The organism is Methylobacterium sp. Gmos1 (assembly GCF_053764715.1).
The window spans coordinates 140,087-156,304 of the sequence record NZ_JBSNCC010000011.1 but is presented as its reverse complement, the minus strand read 5'-3'; the positions used below and the strand labels follow the sequence as shown (position 1 = coordinate 156,304).

Sequence of the window (16,218 nt, the reverse complement as noted above, 5' to 3'; positions counted from 1 at the left end):
ATGGCCTCAAACCCCTAGCCTGACAAGGGCCGCAGGGTGAGGCCGTTGCGGGACGGGCACCGGCTGCACCGGGCAGGCCTCGTCGCCCGATGCGAGAAACCCCTGTTGCCCCAACAGCTTGGACGGTGTTTCCGGGGCGTTTCCCGATCGGCGCGGCGCAGCTGCGCGCGGGACGATGCGGCAGCGATGTGCCGCAGAGCACACGCTGCGCGGTCACCCGGCCGCGGCGGGGGCCGGCAGCGGCGTCGCCTGCGGCAGGCGCGGCTCTGACCGACCCTGCATCAGGGCGTCGGCGACCTCGGCGATCCGGCGCTCCAGGGCGGCGTTCTGGGCCGCGATCTCGGCGGTGGGGGGCGGGGAGGCAGCCCGCGCGGCGTCCTGCAAGGCGCGGTGCAACCGCGCGATCTCGGCCCGGGCCGCCTCGGTCTCGGCGGCGTGGCGGGCGTTGAGGTCGGCCAGCGCGTCCTCGAGGGCCTGGATCTGCTCGCGGGCGGCGCTGGCGACGCTCTCGCCCGCCGCGGCCACCTGTCCGCGTGCCGCCCGCACCCGCTCCTCGGCGACGCCGCGCGCCGTCTCGGCCTCGGCCCGGCCGGTCCGGCTCGCCTCGACCTCGGCGCGCAAGGTCGCGAGCTCCGCGAGCGCCCGCTGGTAGGGGCCCTCCAGCGCCCGCATCGCCTCCTCGGCGGCGGCCCGCGCGGTGCGGGCCTCGGCGACCTCGCCCTGGACCTGCGCGAGGTTGCCGCGCGCCGCCGCGAGGTCCTGCTCGATCGCGCCGAGATGCGCGTCCCGGCGCTCGATCTCCTGGGTGAGCGTGCCGATGCGCACGGTGCGCCGGCCCATCTCCTCCATCTCGGCCCGGCGGGCGGCCTGCGCCTCCTCGACCCGGCGCTCGAGCTGGCGCTCGCGCACTGCGAACTCGGCCCGCAGGTGGTCCTTCTCGGCGGTCAATTCGACGATCGACATCGGGTAGAGCGCCTCGAGCCGGCGCCGCGTCAGGCGCTCGGCCCGGGCGTTGAGCGCCGGCAGGATCAGCAGGGCGCACAGGCTGGCGGCGAGGAACCCCAGCGCCGCGAACATCAGGGACTCGATCACCCGGGCGATACTCTCTCGGCGTCCGGGCGGACGAACCGGCGCGGACGGTGGATAGGGTCGGCGCGCCCCGCGCGCCGGCATCGGAGCACGCGGGCGGCGCGGCCGGACCCTGCCACGGGACGGCCGCCAGGACCAGCGCGACCGTGCGCGGGCGGTTCCCTCAGAACGGGTTCCAGGTCGGCGAATCGGTGAATTTGAGGTAGCCGACGTTGATTCCGAAGCGCGCCCCGACCCCGGCGCGGATCGGCACCACCACGATGTTGTCGGCGGTCACCGCCGACATGCCGAAGCCGCCGACCACGTAGGCCGAGCCGTCCATGCCGACGAAGCGGCGGTAGAGCGCGTTCACCCGCGGCAGGTTGTAGACCAGCATCATCGAGCGGGCACCGTCGCCGCCGACGTCGAAGCCGAGCGACGGCCCCTGCCAGTACACCTTGCGCTGGCCGGCGTTGCGGGTGAACAGCGTGCCCTCGCCGTAGCGCACGCCGCCGATGATCGCGCCGGAGGCCTCCTGCCCGAGGATGTAGCCGTTGGGCTCGCCCCAGCGCCGCGTCGCCTCCTGCACCGTGAGCGCGAGGCCGCGCGACACCGAGCCGAAGAACTGGTGGCCCGAATCGATGATCTCCCGCGGCTGGAAGGTGCCGGGGTCGCCCGGGCCACGTCCCTGGGCCGCGGCGGTGCCGGGCAGGGCGGCGAGCATCGCGGAGGCGGCGACGAGCAGAGCCGCGAGCGCGCGCCGGCGCGAGACGCCGGGCGTCTGCCGACCTGACGAGACGGAGGAGGCTGAGAGCATTCGTTAGGCATCCCGGCTTAAGGTGGTCCCCGACGGCCACCGCGGGCGTCGAGCCCATGGGAGCCGGCGCGGACGGGCGGCGGGATGCCACAGATGCGGCGAATATGGGTAAGATCCGGTTAACGCGGCGCGGCGTGCTGTCGCTTCTGCCCGCGGGCGCGCTCCTGCCAGCGCCGGCCCGCGGCGAGACGCCGCTCGGCGTGCCGGACCTCTACGCCGCCGATCCCCTCACCGCGCTCGCCCTGCGCGGCTTCGATCCGGTCTCCTACCGGCTCGGGGAGGCGCCGCTGCCCGGCACCGAGGCGCACGAATTCACCTGGTCGGGCCTGGTCTGGCGCTTCGCCACCGCGGCCAATCGCGGCGCCTTCGCCCGGGCGCCCGAGGCCTACGCGCCGCGCCTCGGCGGCTTCGATCCCGAGGGCATGGCCGCCGGCCGGCTCGTCGAGACCGATCCCCTGGTGGCGGCCCTGCGCGACGACCGCCTCTACCTCTTTCGCGATGCGGAGCGCCGGGCGCGGGCCGACACGACCCTCATCGACGCCGCGGAGGCGCGCTGGCCGAGCCTGCGGCCCGAGGCCGCGATCGGCAGCTGAGCCGCCTGGAGCAGCGCCCGATCGCGATGCACACGTTACACGACACAGGAGGTTGCGTGATTGGGCTGCGACGGCCGAGCACATGAACCCTCCCCCCTCTGCGGGGGAGGGTGGCTCCTGCGTCAGCAGGGGTCGGGAGAGGGGCAGCGCGACGCTGATCCAGGTGGCGCCTTTCACGGTGGCTCCGCCATATCCGGAAGCGATGTCCCCTCTCCCGGCTCGCTTCGCTCGCCACCCTCCCCCGCAGAGGGGGGAGGGATCTTTCTCTCAGCCGTCGCGCCCGCACCTGCTCAGCCTGCTGTGTTGGGTAGCGTGGCGCTGCAATCGGGCGCGGCTCTCAGGTTTTGATCGTGCCGCATACCTTCGACGAACTGGTATCCACTTCGTCGGAAAACGTTCCCGCTCAGCCCCGCGCCGGGCACGTCGCCGGCAGCACCGCGCGGCCGGCCTGCGCGGGATCGCCGAAGGCCGCGAACGGGCCGTTGCGGTACTGGCCGGGCCGGCGGCCGTAACCGAGGGGCTCTCCGTCCGGGCCGACGAGGCAGCCGCCGGCCTGGGTCAGGATGTGGTCACCCGCGGCGGTGTCCCACTCCATGGTCGGGCCGCAGCGGACGTAGACGTCGCCCTCGCCGCAGGCGATGAGCCCGAACTTGAGCGCCGAGGACACGCCGCGCCGCGCCCCGATCGGCAATCCGGCGAGGCAGGCCTCGTCTGCCGCCTCGCCGTGGCTGCGGCTGACCAGCGCCGTCATCCCGTCGGCCGGGACAGGCCGCGCCGCAACCGGCCGGAAGGCGCCCGGCACGCCCTCGACGACCGGCGCCTCGACGGCGCGCTCCCCGGCGGCCCAGACCCGGGCGAGCGCCGGGGCGGCGAGCGCCGCCGCCACCGGCCGCTCGCCGGCGACCAGCGCGATGTTGACCGTGTACTCCCCGGTGCCCTTCAGGAAATCCTTGGTGCCGTCGAGGGGGTCGACGAGGAAGAACAGGGCGGCCGGGGCCGCCTCGGCGGCGGTCTCCTCGGCGATCACCGGGATGCCGGGCCAGATCTGGCCGAGCGCCGCGACGATCTGCGCCTCGGCGGCGAGGTCGGCCTGGCTCGTCGGCGAGCCGTCGGCCTTGAGGTGGTGGCGGCAGCCGCCGAGCTCGAAGCGCCGCAGGACCACGCCGGCCGCCGTGGCGATCCCCGCGAGGTGCAGCGCGATGGCGTCGCGCTCGTCGGGGCCGGGCGGTCGGTCGAGGGACAGGGTCGGCGCGAGCGTGGGCATGATGGCGGGCGTCATCGTGCATTCATGCCCGCCGGCGGCGGGCTTGTCGATCGATCGGCGCAAGCGACGATACGTCGATCGCCTTTTCAAACCGCCGCGCGACGGCTATCCGTGCCGGCAAACCGTGGCGGGAGCCGCCGCGACCACGACCCCATCTGCCGGCCCCGCGGAGCGCGCCCATGACTACCGTCACCCTCGACGCCCTCGACCTCTCGGCGCTGCTTTGCTCGCGGGTCTGCCACGACGTCATCAGCCCCGTCGGCGCCATCGTGAACGGCCTCGAGGTGCTGGAGGACGAGGACAGCGCCGAGATGCGCGACTTCGCCCTCGACCTGATCCGCAAGAGCGCCCGCCAGGCCTCGGCTCGGCTGCAATTCGCCCGCATCGCCTTCGGGGCGGCGGGCTCGGCGGGCGCCAGCATCGACCTCGCCGACGCCGAGAACGTCTCCCGCGGCATGTTCGGCGACGAGAAGACCCAGCTGTCCTGGAGCGCGCCGCGGGCGCTGTTTCCGAAGAACAAGGTCAAGCTGCTCCTGAACCTGGTGGTCATCGCCGTCACGGCGATTCCCCGCGGCGGCGTCATCGACGTCGCGGTCACCGGCGAGGCCGAGGCGCCGGTCTTCGTGCTGACCGCCAAGGGCGCCTATGCCCGCATCCCGCCCCACGTCGAGGCGCTTATCGCCGGCACGCCGGCGAGCGGCACCGTCGACGCCCACGCGATCCAGCCGTTCTACGCCGGCCTGGTCGCCCGGGCCGCCGAGATGGGCGTGCGGTTCTCGATCGAGGGCGACACGGTCACGATCCGGGCCGAGCCCGCCGTTCCGGGCACCCCTGACGTCGAGCCCGACGTCGAGGCCGACGATAACGGCATCTAACCCCGCGCCGGACCCCGGGCGGAGCGTGTTCTTCCCCGCGCCCGGGGTTTTCCTTCGATTCTGACCCGGATGACGACCGGGATCGGGCGAGTGTGAGGACTTCCGGCAACGGATCATAAAGGCTCCCGTGGCAGCGTGGACACTGCGCAGAGATCCTGCGTGGATCGACGAGTGGCCGCGATGGACGATTTGTTGCGTGAGTTCCTGACGGAATCCGGGGAGCACCTGGACACTGTCGACCTCGAACTCGTCCGGTTCGAGCAGGATCCGAACAACCAGACGATCCTGCGGAACATCTTCCGGCTGGTGCACACCATCAAGGGCACCTGCGGGTTCCTCGGCCTGCCGCGCCTCGAGGCGCTGGCGCACGCGGCCGAGACCCTGATGGGCAAGTTCCGCGACGGGATGCCGGTGACGAGCCCGGCCGTCAGCCTGATCCTGCAGACCCTCGACCGGATCAAGCTGATCCTGGCCGAGCTGGAGCGCACCGGCGGCGAGCCGGCCGGGGTCGACGAGGACCTGATCGGCGCCCTCGAGCGCATGTCCGAGGAGCCGGTCCCGGCGCCCGAGCCGGTGCCGGTCGCCCCCCCGGCGACCTCCGGCACCCTGGTGCTCCAGGTGCTGGAACGCGCGCTCAAGCCGGGCGAGGTCTCCCTCGACGACCTCGAGCGCGCCTTTCGCGATACCGCCGTCGAGACCGACGCGCCCGCTCCCGAGGCCCTCGCCCCGCTGCCGGCGCCCGAGCCCGTCCGTCCCGAGCCGGCCCGCCAGGAGGCTGTTCGCCAGGAACCCGCTCGCCAGGAGCCCGCTCGCCAGGAGCCCGCTCGCCAGGAGCCCGCTCGCCAGGAGCCCGTTCGCCAGGAAGCCGCCGCTCCTGAGCCGCGCCGTCCCGAGCCGGCCCGGGCCGAGCAGCCCGCCGCCGAGGGCGAGAGCGGCCCGGTCAGCAAGGTGCAGACGATCCGGGTGAACGTCGACACCCTCGAGCACCTGATGACCATGGTCTCGGAGCTGGTGCTGACCCGCAACCAGCTGCTCGAGATCGCGCGCCGGCACGAGGACGGCAACTACAAGGTGCCGCTCCAGCGCCTGTCCCACGTCACCGCCGAGCTGCAGGAAGGGGTGATGAAGACCCGCATGCAGCCGATCGGCTCGGCCTGGCAGAAGCTGCCGCGGGTGGTGCGCGACCTGTCGTCGGAACTCGGCAAGAAGATCGACCTGGTGATGCAGGGCGCCGAGACCGAGCTCGACCGCCAGGTGCTGGAGGTCATCAAGGACCCGCTCACCCACATGGTGCGCAACTCGGCCGACCACGGCATCGAGTCGGGCGCTGAGCGCAAGTCCGCCGGCAAGCCCGAGAAGGGCACGATCCGCCTCAACGCCTTCCACGAGGGCGGCACGATCACCATCGAGATCGCCGACGACGGCAAGGGCCTCGACCTGTCGGCGATCCGCCGCAAGGCGGTCGAGCGCGGCGTCGCCACGGAGGCCGAGGTCGAGCGGATGACCGACGCCCAGGTGGCGAAGTTCATCTTCCACGCCGGCTTCTCGACGGCCAAGGCGGTCACCTCGGTCTCCGGCCGCGGCGTCGGCATGGACGTGGTGAAGACCAACATCGAGCTGATCGGCGGCACGATCGACATCCAGACCGAGCTCGGCCGCGGCACCACCTTCACGATCAAGATCCCGCTGACGCTGGCGATCGTCGCGGCGCTCATCGTCTCGGCCCGCGAGCAGCGCTTCGCGATCCCGCAGGTCTCGGTGCTGGAGCTGGTGCGGGTGCAGCCCGGCACCGACCACACGGTCGAGCGGATCAACGGCTCGCCGGTCCTGCGCCTGCGCGACCGCCTGCTGCCGATCGTGCCGGTGGCGGCGATGCTCGGCCTCGACGCGCCCGACGCCCCGGCCTCGACCGACGAGGGCTTCGTGGTGGTGAGCCAGGTCGGGCGCCAGCGCTTCGGCATCCTGGTCGACGGCGTCTTCCACACGGAGGAGATCGTCGTGAAGCCGATGTCCTCCAAGCTCCGGCACATCCCGCTGTTCTCGGGCAACACCATCCTGGGCGACGGGGCGGTGGTGCTGATCATCGATCCCAACGGCGTGGCCAAGATGGTCGGATCGGGCGCGGCGAGCGGCCAGCCCGGCGAGGTCGAGGCGGAGGCCGACGGCGACGAGAACGGGGCCGATCAGGCGGTGACGCTGCTCGTGTTCAAGGGCGGCGGCGACTCGCTCAAGGCCGTGCCGCTCTCGCTCGTGACGCGCCTGGAGGAGATCGACGCGGCCAAGATCGAGTGGGTCGGCGGGCGCCCCTTGATCCAGTATCGCGGCCGGCTGATGCCGCTCGTCCCGGCCGACCCGGGGCAGGCGATGAAGCGCGAGGGCGCCCAGGCCCTGGTGGTGTTCTCCGACGGCGAGCGCTCGATGGGCCTCGTGGTCGACGAGATCGTCGACATCGTCGACGAGGTGCTGGACGTCGAACTGGTCACCGAGCGCTCCGACCTGATCGGCTCGGCGGTGGTTCGCAACCGGGCGACCGAGATCGTCAACATCGCCCACTACCTGCCGCTCGCCCACGACGATTGGGGCCAGTCGGCCCATCGCGCGGTGCCGAAGGTGCCGAGCCTGCTGCTCGTCGACGACTCGGCCTTCTTCCGCGAGATGCTGACCCCCGTGCTCAAGGCGGCGGGCTTCCGCGTGACGCAGGCGGGTGATGCCGAGGAGGCCCTGCGCCATCTCGGCGGCGAGGCCCGCTTCGACCTCGTGGTCTGCGACCTGGAGATGCCGGGCCGTTCGGGCTTCGACCTGATCGAGGCGATGCGCAAGGTCGGCGGCAGGCTCGCCGCGATGCCGGTGGTGGCGCTCGCCGGCACGATGGCGCCGGATTCGCTCGCCCGCGCCCGGGCGCTCGGCGTCGCCGATTGCGTGGCGAAGTTCGACCGCTCCGGCCTGGTGGCGGCGGTGAACGAGATCACCAGCGCCCCCCTCGACGCCGCGGCGTGACCCGCTGACGCGATCGTCCGGGCGCAGCGCGTCCGGACCCAACTCCCTCACACGCCCGAGCCCCGCCCATGATGGCCGCCAACACCAACACCGCCGGCACGTCAGCGCCCTCCGCCGGCGAGACCACCGACTACGTCACGGTCCTCCTCGGCGACGAGTTGTTCGGCCTGCCGATCGACCGGGTGCACGACGTCTTCATCGCCACGAACCTCACCGACGTCCCGCTCTCGCCGCCGGAGATCAAGGGCCTGCTCAACCTGCGCGGCCGCGTCGTCACGGCGCTCTGCCTGCGCCGGCGCCTCGGCCTGCCCGACCGCACCGGCGACGGCCGCAACATGGCGGTGGGCCTGGAGCATGGCGGCGAGGCCTACGGGCTCCTCGTCGACCAGGTCGGCGAGGTGATGAAGCTCTCCGCCGATACCTACGAGCCGAACCCGGTCCACCTCGACAACCGCTGGCGCGCGGTCTCGCGCGGGGTGCACCGCCTCGACGGCCGCCTGCTGATCATCCTCGACGTCGAGGCGGTCCTCGCCTTCGGCGATGAGCGCCAAGCGGCCAGCGCGGCGTGATCCGCGGGGACGGCCGGATGAGAACCTTCCTGATCGTCGACGACTCGGCGGTGATCCGCAAGGTGGCGCGCCGGATCATCGAGGGCCTCGGCTTCCGGGTCGCGGAGGCCGAGGACGGCCGCGAGGCGGTCGAGCAGTGCCGCTCGCACATGCCGGACGCCGTCCTGCTCGACTGGAACATGCCGCACATGGACGGCTACGACGTCCTGCGCGCCCTGCGCCGCCTGCCCGCGGGCGACCATCCGAAGGTGCTGTTCTGCACCATCGAGAACGACGTCGCGTCGATCGCCCGGGCGCTGCAAGCCGGCGCCGACGAATACATCATGAAGCCCTTCGACAAGGACATCATGACCGCCAAGCTCCAGGCGGTGGGCCTCGCCTGAGTCCCACCGCGCAGTGGGCCTTGCCTGAATCCCACCGCAAGCCGGCCTCGCCCGCGAGGCCGGCGCGCCCGACACGCCCCGAGACGCCCCGGCTTCGCGACCGGGGCCCGATCCCCCGGCCGCCCCGCGGCGCGCCCACCGAGACCACGCCATGGCCGCATCCGCCGCGCCCTCCACCCCGTCCGCGAGCGCCGGACCGCGCATCCGCGTCCTCGTCGCCGACGATTCCGTCGTGGTCCGCGGCCTCGTCTCGCGCTGGCTCGAGGAAGCCGGCTGCGAGATCGTCGGCACCGCCTCGAACGGCCGCATCGCCCTCGACGCCCTCGACCGGGTCCAGCCCGACATCGTGCTCCTCGACATCGAGATGCCGGAGCTCGACGGCACCCAGGCGCTGCCGAGGATGCTGGCCAAGCGCCCCGGGCTCCAGGTCGTGATGATGTCGACCCTGACGCAGCGCAACGCGGAGATCTCGCTGCGCTGCCTGGCGCTCGGCGCGATCGACTACCTTCCCAAGCCCGAGGGCAACCGCGGCGTCACCACCCAGGCGAGCTTCCGCGAGGACCTGGTCCAGAAGATCCGCATGCTCGGGGCCGACCTGCGCAACCGGCCCCGCGCCCGCCCGGCGGCTTTGCCCGAGCGCCCCGGCCCGGTCGGGCTGCCCGAGCGCCCGGCGGCCGTCGCCCCGGCCCCGGTGGCGCGCCCCGCGGTCGCCGCCGCACCGGTGAGCCTGCGCCCGCGGCCCCTGCGCACCAGCCCGCCGCGCTGCCTGCTGATCGGCTCCTCGACCGGCGGCCCGCGGGCGGTGGGAGAGGTGCTGGAGGCCATCGGCGCCGCGACCCTGCGGCGGGTGCCGGTCCTGATCGTACAGCACATGCCGCCGGTCTTCACCGCGGTCTTCGCCGAGCATCTCGGCGCCCGGATCGGCGTGCCGGCGGCCGAGGCCAAGCACGGCGAGCCGGTGCGCCCGGGCGTCGTCTACGTCGCCCCCGGCGGGCGCCACATGGGCCTGACCGGGACCGCCGCCGAGGCGGTGATCCAGCTCAATGACGGCCCGCCGGTGAACTTCTGCCGCCCGGCGGTCGACGTGATGTTCCGCGACGCCGCCGAGGTCTACGGCGCCGCCACCCTGTCGGTGGTGCTCACCGGCATGGGCTCGGACGGCACCAAGGGCGCCAAGGCGCTCGTCGATGCCGGCGGGGTCATGCTCGCCCAGGACGAGGCGACCTCGACCGTCTGGGGCATGCCCGGCAGCCTGGTGAAGGCCGGCTACGCCCACGAGATCCTGCCGCTGCCGGCGATCGGCCCGGCGCTCCGCACCGCCATCGGCGGCCACTGATGGATATCCTGCCACGGATCCGGGGGAGGATGCCGCGTCGATGACCGAGTCCGAGTTCGATTTCCTCCGCCTCTACCTCAAGCAGCGCTCCGGCCTCGCCCTCACGGCGGAGAAGCGCTACCTGGTCGAGAGCCGCCTGTCGCCGGTCTGCCGGCGCTTCAACCTCGCCGGGCTGACCGAGCTGGTCGGCTGCCTGCGGCTCGCCCGCGACAGCGCCATCGAGCGCGCGGTGGTCGAGGCGATGACCACCAACGAGACCTTCTTCTTCCGCGACCGCACGCCGTTCGACCTGTTTCGCGACGTGCTGCTGCCCGGCGCGCTCGCCGCCCGGGCCGGCCAGCGCCGCCTGCGGATCTGGTGCGCCGCCGCCTCGACCGGCCAGGAGCCGTACTCGCTGGCGATGCTGCTCGCCGAGGCCGCGTCCCGGCTGGCCGGCTGGCGGGTCGAGATCGTCGCCACCGACCTCTCGACCGAGGTGCTGGAGAAGGCCAAGCTCGGCCTCTACAACCAGTTCGAGGTCCAGCGCGGCCTGCCGGTGCAGCTGATGCTCAAGCACTTCACGCAAGTGGGCGAGCAGTGGCGCATCGCGGAATCGTTGCGCCAGATGGTCGATTTCCGGCCGCTCAACCTGCTGCAGCCGTTCGAGCAGCTCGGCACCTTCGACATCGTCTATTGCCGTAACGTGCTGATCTACTTCGACACGGTGACGAAGGCCGACGTGCTGCGCCGCATCGCCGATCAGCTCGCTCCCGACGGCGCGGTGCTGCTCGGCGCCGCCGAGACGGTGATCGGCATCACCGAATCGCTCTCGCCCGATCCCGATCACCGCGGCCTCTACCGGCACGCCAGGGCCGGGGCGAGCGCGGGGGCCTCGGCGCCGAGCCTCGGGACCTCCGCCGCTCCGGCGGCTGCCGCGGCGGGCCTGCGCTGGGCTGCGCGCTGACGGCACGAACCCCGGGCGCGGCGGAACCTTGGCCCGATCCGTCTCGCGACGACGCCGGTCGGCCTCCCCGGGGAGGGCGGCTGGCGCCGTCGCGGACGTGCGGCCGTCACCCGGAACGCCTCACCGCCATACCCCTGCGCAAGGCGGATCGAGGAGGATGGTGTCGATCCCGGCTGATGCCCGGTGCCTGATATCGCGCAAGCGTCGCAACCCGCGGGGTTCTTCTCCAACCGGAGTTGGCTTGCGGTTAGGGGGGATCCCGTCCGCTCCTCAGATCAGCCCCGCCAGCCGCAACCCCACTCCCGCCGCCGCGCAGGCTCCCAGCACCGGGATCATCCCGACCCGGAAGCGGAACACCGCCACGACCGCCGCGAGGGCGAGGGCCAGCGCGACAGGATCGACGCTGGCCAGCACCGGCACGTCGAGCCGCACCGGCCCGAGGGCGACCGGCCGCAACTCGCGAAACAGTGTGTGGAGCGAGAACCACACCGCGAGGTTGAGGATCACCCCCACCACCGCCGCGGTGATCGCCGAGAGCGCGCCGGCGAGCGCGGAATGGCCGCGCAGGCGCTCGACATACGGCGCGCCGACGAAGATCCACAGGAAGCACGGCGCGAAGGTGACCCAGGTGGTGAGCAATCCGCCGAGCGTGCCGGCGAGGAGCGGCGGGAGCGCTCCCGGCGCCCGGAAGGCGGCGAGGAAGCCGACGAACTGCGTCACCATGATGAGCGGACCCGGCGTGGTCTCGGCCATGCCGAGGCCGTCGAGCATCTCGCCCGGGCGCATCCAGCCGTACCGCTCCACCGCCGCCTGCGCCACGTAGGCGAGCGCCGCGTAGGCGCCGCCGAAGGTGACGAGCGCCATCTTGGAGAAGAACACCGCGATGCGGGAAAAAACGTCCTCCGGCCCGAGCGCCAGGAGGAGCGCGGCGACCGGGACGAGCCAGATCGCGGCCCAGAGCGCTAGGGTGGCGAGCGTCTCGCGCCAGGTCGTGCGCTCGCGCGGCAGCGCGTCGTCGCCGAACAGGTAGGCGCCGGCGCCGGACGTCGCCCCGTGCCCGCCCCCGGGCCGGAAGGCCGGATGCCCGATCCTGCCGCCGACAAACCCGACGAGGCCCGCCGCCACGACGATGAGGGGGAACGGCACGTCGAGGAAGAAGATGCCGACGAAGGCCGCAATCGCGAGCCCCGTCATCACCGGGCCGCGCAGGGCCCTGCGTCCGATGCGCTGCACCGCCTCCAGCACGATGGCGAGCACCGCGGCCTTGAGGCCGAAGAACAGCCCGGCGACGGGGCCGGCCTGCCCGTAGAGGACGTAGATCCAGCTCAGGGCCATGATGGCGAGAAGCCCCGGCAGCACGAACAGCCCGCCGGCCACGAGGCCGCCGCGGGGCCCGTGCATCAGCCAGCCGACGTAGGTGGCGAGCTGCTGCGCCTCCGGCCCGGGCAGGAGCGTGCAGAAATTGAGCGCGTGCAGGAAGCGGTTCTCGGAGATCCAGCGCTTCTCCTCGACCAGCACCCGGTGCATCACGGCGATCTGCCCGGCCGGGCCGCCGAAGGACAGGGCGGCGACCCGCAGCCAGACCGGCAGGGCCTCGCCCAAGGTGACGGGCCGGGGCGGCGCCCGGTCGAGCGTCGCGGACTCGAGGCTGGTCACGGGGGGCGCGCTCTCCGATCGGTTTGCGCCGCAGCGTAGCGCGATCGGTCGCGTTGTGCGACAGACACCAGCGATTACATCCGGGGAGCGGGTGCCGCCGGCCTCGCGCCGTCCGTCGAGAGCCCGTCAGGTCCCGCTTGAGCAAGTCCAAAGCCCTCCTCACCCCCGAGCGCCGCGAGGACGATGCCGACGCCTCGATCCGGCCGCTCAGCCTCGCCGACTTCACCGGCCAGAGGGCCGCGCGCGCCAATCTCCAGGTGTTCATCGACGCGGCGAAGAAGACCGGCCAGGCCCTCGACCACGTGCTGTTCGTCGGGCCCCCCGGCCTCGGCAAGACCACGCTGGCCCAGATCGTCGCCCGCGAGCTCGGGGTGAACTTCCGCTCGACCTCCGGCCCGGTGATCGCCAAGGCCGGCGATCTGGCCGCACAGCTCACCAACCTCGAAGAGCGCGACGTCCTGTTCATCGACGAGATCCACCGCCTCAACCCGGCGGTGGAAGAGATCCTCTATCCGGCGATGGAGGATTACCAGCTCGACCTCATCATCGGCGAGGGACCGGCCGCCCGCTCGGTGAAGATCGAACTGCCGAAATTCACCCTGGTCGCCGCCACCACCCGGGCCGGTCTGCTGACGACGCCCCTGCGCGACCGCTTCGGCATCCCGATCCGGCTCGAATTCTACGACATCGACGAACTCGAACTCATCGTCAGCCGCGGCGCCCGGGTGCTCGGCATCGGCATGGCGCCGGACGGCGCCAACGAGATCGCCAAGCGCGCGCGCGGCACGCCGCGCATCGCCGGGCGGCTGCTGCGGCGGGTGCGCGACTTCGCCATCGTGGAGGACGCGCCCACCATCACCCGGGCCATCGCCGACCGGGCGCTGCGCCTCCTCGACGTCGATCCCGCCGGCCTCGACACGATGGACCGCAAGTACCTCAACATCATCGCGCACTCGTTCAACGGCGGGCCGGTGGGCGTCGAGACCATCGCGGCGGCGCTCTCCGAGCCGCGCGACGCGATCGAGGAGATCATCGAGCCCTACCTGATCCAGAAGGGCTTCGTGCAGCGCACCCCGCGCGGCCGGGTGCTCACCGCCCACGCCTTCCGCCATCTCGGCCTGCCGGAGCCGAACCGCGACCCCGCGGTGCAGTTCGGGCTGTTTCCCGGTGACGAGGATGCGTGAGGAGGGCAGGGGGTACCGCCTGTTCACCCGCCGCCGGGTGCTCCAGGGGGCGGGCGTCGTCGCGCTGTCCGGCGCCAGCACCGGCGCCTACGCCACCGGAATCGAGCCGTTCCGGCAGGTCGTGACGCGTTACGCGATCCAGCCCAACCCCGCCGCGCCCTGGCCGGCGGGGCTGACCTTGCGCATCGCCGCCCTCACCGACATCCACGCCTGCGAGCCCTGGATGAGCGTCGAGCGCATCGCCGGCATCGTCGCGGCGACCAACGCCCTCAAGGCCGACCTCGTGGTACTCGTCGGCGACTTCATGGCGGGCCAGCGCTACGTCACCCGCTACGTCCCGGCAGCCGAGTGGGCGCCGGTGCTGGCTGGCCTCACCGCTCCCCTCGGCGTCTACGCCGTGCTCGGCAACCATGACTGGTGGGAGGACAAGGATGCCCAGAAGCGCGGCGCCGGCCCGACCATCGCCGGCACGGCGCTGACGCAGAACGGCATCCGGGTCCTGTCGAACGCGGCGGTGCCGCTCGCGACCCGGGCCGGCCCGGTCTGGCTCGCCGGGCTCGAGGACCAGCTCGCCCTGCTGCCGGCGCGCCGCCGCACCGGCCGCGGCCGGCTCGGCCTGCACGACCTGCCCGCCACCCTGGCGGCGGTGCCCGACGGCGCGCCGATGATTCTCCTGGCGCACGAGCCCGACATCTTCGCCGAGGTGCCGGCGCGGGTGGCGCTGACCCTGTCGGGCCACACCCATGGCGGGCAGGTGCGCCTGTTCGGCTGGTCGCCGGTGGTGCCCTCGCGCTATCCCGGCCGCTACGTCTACGGCCATGTCCGCGAGGCGAGCGACCTCGTGATCTCCGGGGGCCTGGGCCTCAGCATCGCGCCGATCCGCCTCGGGGTGCCGCCGGAGATCGTGGTGGTGGAGCTTGGGGCGGAGGCAACGGTCTGACAGGCTGTCCGCCGTGGTAGACTGGGCGACACGACGTGTATCTCTCATCCCTCCCTCGACCTCATCCTGAGGTGCGACCGTAGGGAGCCTCGAAGGAGGCTTCCAGAGGTCTCGCGATCCCTGGAGCCCTCCTTCGAGGCCGAGCGATCTGAGATCGCCCGGCACCTCAGGATGAGGTCGTGAGTGGGATATAGGCAGTCGTCGCGACGAGCTCTGAGCAAGAGGACAACACCCGCGTGACCGACCCCGAGACCATGCCCCCGGACGCCCACGCTCTTCCCGTGCGCGTCTACTACGAGGACACGGATTTCTCCGGCTTCGTCTACCATGCGAGCTACCTGCGCTTCATGGAGCGGGGCCGGACCGAACTCCTGCGCGGGCTCGCCGGCGACCAGTCCGACCTGCATCGGGAGGCCGACGGCCTCGTCTTCGTGGTGCGGCGCTTGAGCCTCGACTACCTCAAGCCCGCGCGCATGGACGACGCGCTCACCGTGCTCACCGCGACGCGCGAATTGCGCGGCGCCTCGATGCATCTCGACCAGGAGGTGCGCCGCGGCGACGAGACCCTGGTGCGGGCGGACGTCGTGGTGGCCTGCGTGCGCGAGGGCCGCGCCGTGCGCCTGCCGGAGGCCCTGCGCCGGACCCTCACGCGGCGTTGACCGATCCTGCTCACCATTCCTTAACCCTGGCGGGGGCTTAACTCGCGGCGGGCGAAAGCTCTTCCGGGAGCGGTGGCCCATACTTTCGACAGATTCGGGCGCGATCGAACCACGATACGAAAAGCCCCGATCCCGGTTGGAGTGCCCGAGGGCCGTTCATCGGCCCGGGACGCGAGGATAAGCCGCATGAATCCCGCCGATGCCGCCCAGGCGATGCCCGTGGCCGAGATCACGATGTTCGGCCTGTTCTGGCAGGCCCACTTCGTCGTCAAGGTGGTGATGCTCGGGCTGCTCGGCTCGTCGATCTGGTGCTGGTCGATCATCGTCGACAAGACGCTGCTGTTTCGCCGCACCAAGGCGGAGATGGACGCCTTCGAGGAGGAGTTCTGGTCCGGCCGGCCGCTGGAGGAGCTGTTTCGCGCCTACAACGACAAGCCGGCGACCGGGCTCGCCGCCCTGTTCGTCGCCGCGATGCGCGAGTGGCGCCGGTCCTACGAGGGCTCCGGCCGTTCGATCCGCAGCCTCGGCCAGCGCATCGACAAGGTGCTCGACGTGACGATCCAGCGCGAGGTCGAGCGGCTGGAATCGCGCCTGCTGTTCCTCGCCTCGATCGGCTCGGCCGGCCCCTACATCGGGCTGTTCGGCACGGTGTTCGGCATCATGACCGCCTTCACCTCGATCGCCGCCTCGAAGAACACCTCGCTCGCGGTCGTGGCGCCCGGCATCGCCGAGGCCTTGTTCGCCACCGCGATCGGGCTGTTCGCGGCGATTCCCGCGGTGCTCGCCTACAACAAGCTCCAGGCCTCGGTGGCGAAGTCGCAAGGCCGCCTCGAGGGCTTCGCCGACGAGTTCTCGGCGATCCTGTCGCGCCAGATCGACGAGCGTATCGGCCTCGCGGCCTGACCTCGAGCCTCTTTGAAAAGGATTGAGCCAG

Annotated in this window: 15 protein-coding genes; 11 read left to right on the top strand and 4 right to left on the bottom strand. The window is 72.4% G+C overall.

Annotated features, from left to right (window positions below; all coding sequences use genetic code 11):
* Positions 1 to 213 precede the first annotated feature (213 nt).
* Positions 214 to 1,092 (bottom strand): hypothetical protein, encoded by an 879-nt coding sequence (locus ACS5PV_RS20730; protein WP_455397231.1) that lies wholly within the window; start codon positions 1,090 to 1,092, stop codon positions 214 to 216.
* A 160-nt stretch (positions 1,093 to 1,252) separates the two neighbouring features.
* Positions 1,253 to 1,885: a DUF1134 domain-containing protein gene (locus tag ACS5PV_RS20725; protein ID WP_455397230.1), complete on the bottom strand. Its 633-nt coding sequence runs from the start codon at positions 1,883 to 1,885 to the stop codon at positions 1,253 to 1,255.
* 134 nt (positions 1,886 to 2,019) lie between these two features.
* On the opposite strand from ACS5PV_RS20725, the gene ACS5PV_RS20720 reads away from it, so the two are divergent.
* Entirely contained in the window at positions 2,020 to 2,478 is a 459-nt protein-coding gene (locus ACS5PV_RS20720) for a YHS domain-containing (seleno)protein (protein ID WP_455397229.1), read from the top strand.
* Positions 2,479 to 2,881: 403 nt separating this feature from the next.
* Here the strand turns inward: ACS5PV_RS20720 and ACS5PV_RS20715 are convergent, their stop codons facing one another.
* A complete protein-coding gene (locus tag ACS5PV_RS20715; RefSeq protein ID WP_455397228.1) occupies positions 2,882 to 3,757 on the bottom strand; it encodes a 3'(2'),5'-bisphosphate nucleotidase CysQ family protein in 876 nt (291 codons plus the stop codon).
* A gap of 164 nt (positions 3,758 to 3,921) precedes the next feature.
* On the opposite strand from ACS5PV_RS20715, the gene chpT reads away from it, so the two are divergent.
* From chpT to ACS5PV_RS20685, 6 genes are all read left to right on the top strand, one after another.
* Positions 3,922 to 4,617 (top strand): histidine phosphotransferase ChpT, encoded by a 696-nt coding sequence (gene chpT / locus ACS5PV_RS20710; RefSeq protein WP_455397227.1) that lies wholly within the window; start codon positions 3,922 to 3,924, stop codon positions 4,615 to 4,617.
* A gap of 180 nt (positions 4,618 to 4,797) precedes the next feature.
* Positions 4,798 to 7,614, top strand: a complete 2,817-nt coding sequence (locus tag ACS5PV_RS20705; protein WP_455397226.1) for a chemotaxis protein CheW — start codon at positions 4,798 to 4,800, stop codon at positions 7,612 to 7,614.
* Positions 7,615 to 7,682: 68 nt separating this feature from the next.
* A complete protein-coding gene (locus tag ACS5PV_RS20700) occupies positions 7,683 to 8,183 on the top strand; it encodes a chemotaxis protein CheW (protein ID WP_455397225.1) in 501 nt (166 codons plus the stop codon).
* A 17-nt stretch (positions 8,184 to 8,200) separates the two neighbouring features.
* Positions 8,201 to 8,566 (top strand): response regulator, encoded by a 366-nt coding sequence (locus ACS5PV_RS20695; RefSeq protein WP_455397224.1) that lies wholly within the window; start codon positions 8,201 to 8,203, stop codon positions 8,564 to 8,566.
* Between the two features lie 151 nt (positions 8,567 to 8,717).
* Entirely contained in the window at positions 8,718 to 9,902 is a 1,185-nt protein-coding gene (locus ACS5PV_RS20690; RefSeq protein WP_455397223.1) for a protein-glutamate methylesterase/protein-glutamine glutaminase, read from the top strand.
* 40 nt (positions 9,903 to 9,942) lie between these two features.
* Positions 9,943 to 10,845 (top strand): CheR family methyltransferase, encoded by a 903-nt coding sequence (locus ACS5PV_RS20685; RefSeq protein WP_455397222.1) that lies wholly within the window; start codon positions 9,943 to 9,945, stop codon positions 10,843 to 10,845.
* A 270-nt stretch (positions 10,846 to 11,115) separates the two neighbouring features.
* Here ACS5PV_RS20685 and chrA read toward each other — a convergent pair whose 3' ends face one another.
* Complete coding sequence (gene chrA / locus ACS5PV_RS20680) at positions 11,116 to 12,501, bottom strand: chromate efflux transporter (protein ID WP_455397221.1); 1,386 nt, start codon at positions 12,499 to 12,501, stop codon at positions 11,116 to 11,118.
* A 137-nt stretch (positions 12,502 to 12,638) separates the two neighbouring features.
* On the opposite strand from chrA, the gene ruvB reads away from it, so the two are divergent.
* From ruvB to tolQ, 4 genes are all read left to right on the top strand, one after another.
* Positions 12,639 to 13,685 (top strand): Holliday junction branch migration DNA helicase RuvB, encoded by a 1,047-nt coding sequence (gene ruvB / locus ACS5PV_RS20675; RefSeq protein WP_455397220.1) that lies wholly within the window; start codon positions 12,639 to 12,641, stop codon positions 13,683 to 13,685.
* Positions 13,678 to 14,625, top strand: a complete 948-nt coding sequence (locus tag ACS5PV_RS20670; RefSeq protein ID WP_455397219.1) for a metallophosphoesterase — start codon at positions 13,678 to 13,680, stop codon at positions 14,623 to 14,625. The genes ruvB and ACS5PV_RS20670 overlap by 8 nt, the downstream gene beginning before the upstream one ends.
* Positions 14,626 to 14,879: 254 nt before the next feature.
* Positions 14,880 to 15,284: a tol-pal system-associated acyl-CoA thioesterase gene (ybgC, locus tag ACS5PV_RS20665; protein WP_455397281.1), complete on the top strand. Its 405-nt coding sequence runs from the start codon at positions 14,880 to 14,882 to the stop codon at positions 15,282 to 15,284.
* 186 nt (positions 15,285 to 15,470) lie between these two features.
* A complete protein-coding gene (tolQ, locus tag ACS5PV_RS20660; protein WP_455397218.1) occupies positions 15,471 to 16,187 on the top strand; it encodes a protein TolQ in 717 nt (238 codons plus the stop codon).
* Positions 16,188 to 16,218 lie beyond the last annotated feature (31 nt).

What these genes read in the sequence shown, in the direction of transcription:
- ACS5PV_RS20690 (WP_455397223.1), top strand. Translation starts at nt 8,718, where the DNA reads ATGGCCGCATCCGCCGCGCCCTCCACCCCGTCCGCGAGCGCCGGACCG.
- tolQ (WP_455397218.1), top strand. Translation starts at nt 15,471, where the DNA reads ATGAATCCCGCCGATGCCGCCCAGGCGATGCCCGTGGCCGAGATCACG.
- ACS5PV_RS20670 (WP_455397219.1), top strand. Translation starts at nt 13,678, where the DNA reads ATGCGTGAGGAGGGCAGGGGGTACCGCCTGTTCACCCGCCGCCGGGTG.
- ACS5PV_RS20705 (WP_455397226.1), top strand. Translation starts at nt 4,798, where the DNA reads ATGGACGATTTGTTGCGTGAGTTCCTGACGGAATCCGGGGAGCACCTG.
- ACS5PV_RS20725 (WP_455397230.1), bottom strand. Translation starts at nt 1,885, where the DNA reads ATGCTCTCAGCCTCCTCCGTCTCGTCAGGTCGGCAGACGCCCGGCGTC.
- ACS5PV_RS20685 (WP_455397222.1), top strand. Translation starts at nt 9,943, where the DNA reads ATGACCGAGTCCGAGTTCGATTTCCTCCGCCTCTACCTCAAGCAGCGC.
- chpT (WP_455397227.1), top strand. Translation starts at nt 3,922, where the DNA reads ATGACTACCGTCACCCTCGACGCCCTCGACCTCTCGGCGCTGCTTTGC.
- ACS5PV_RS20715 (WP_455397228.1), bottom strand. Translation starts at nt 3,757, where the DNA reads ATGACGCCCGCCATCATGCCCACGCTCGCGCCGACCCTGTCCCTCGAC.
- ybgC (WP_455397281.1), top strand. Translation starts at nt 14,880, where the DNA reads ATGCCCCCGGACGCCCACGCTCTTCCCGTGCGCGTCTACTACGAGGAC.
- ACS5PV_RS20700 (WP_455397225.1), top strand. Translation starts at nt 7,683, where the DNA reads ATGATGGCCGCCAACACCAACACCGCCGGCACGTCAGCGCCCTCCGCC.
- ACS5PV_RS20695 (WP_455397224.1), top strand. Translation starts at nt 8,201, where the DNA reads ATGAGAACCTTCCTGATCGTCGACGACTCGGCGGTGATCCGCAAGGTG.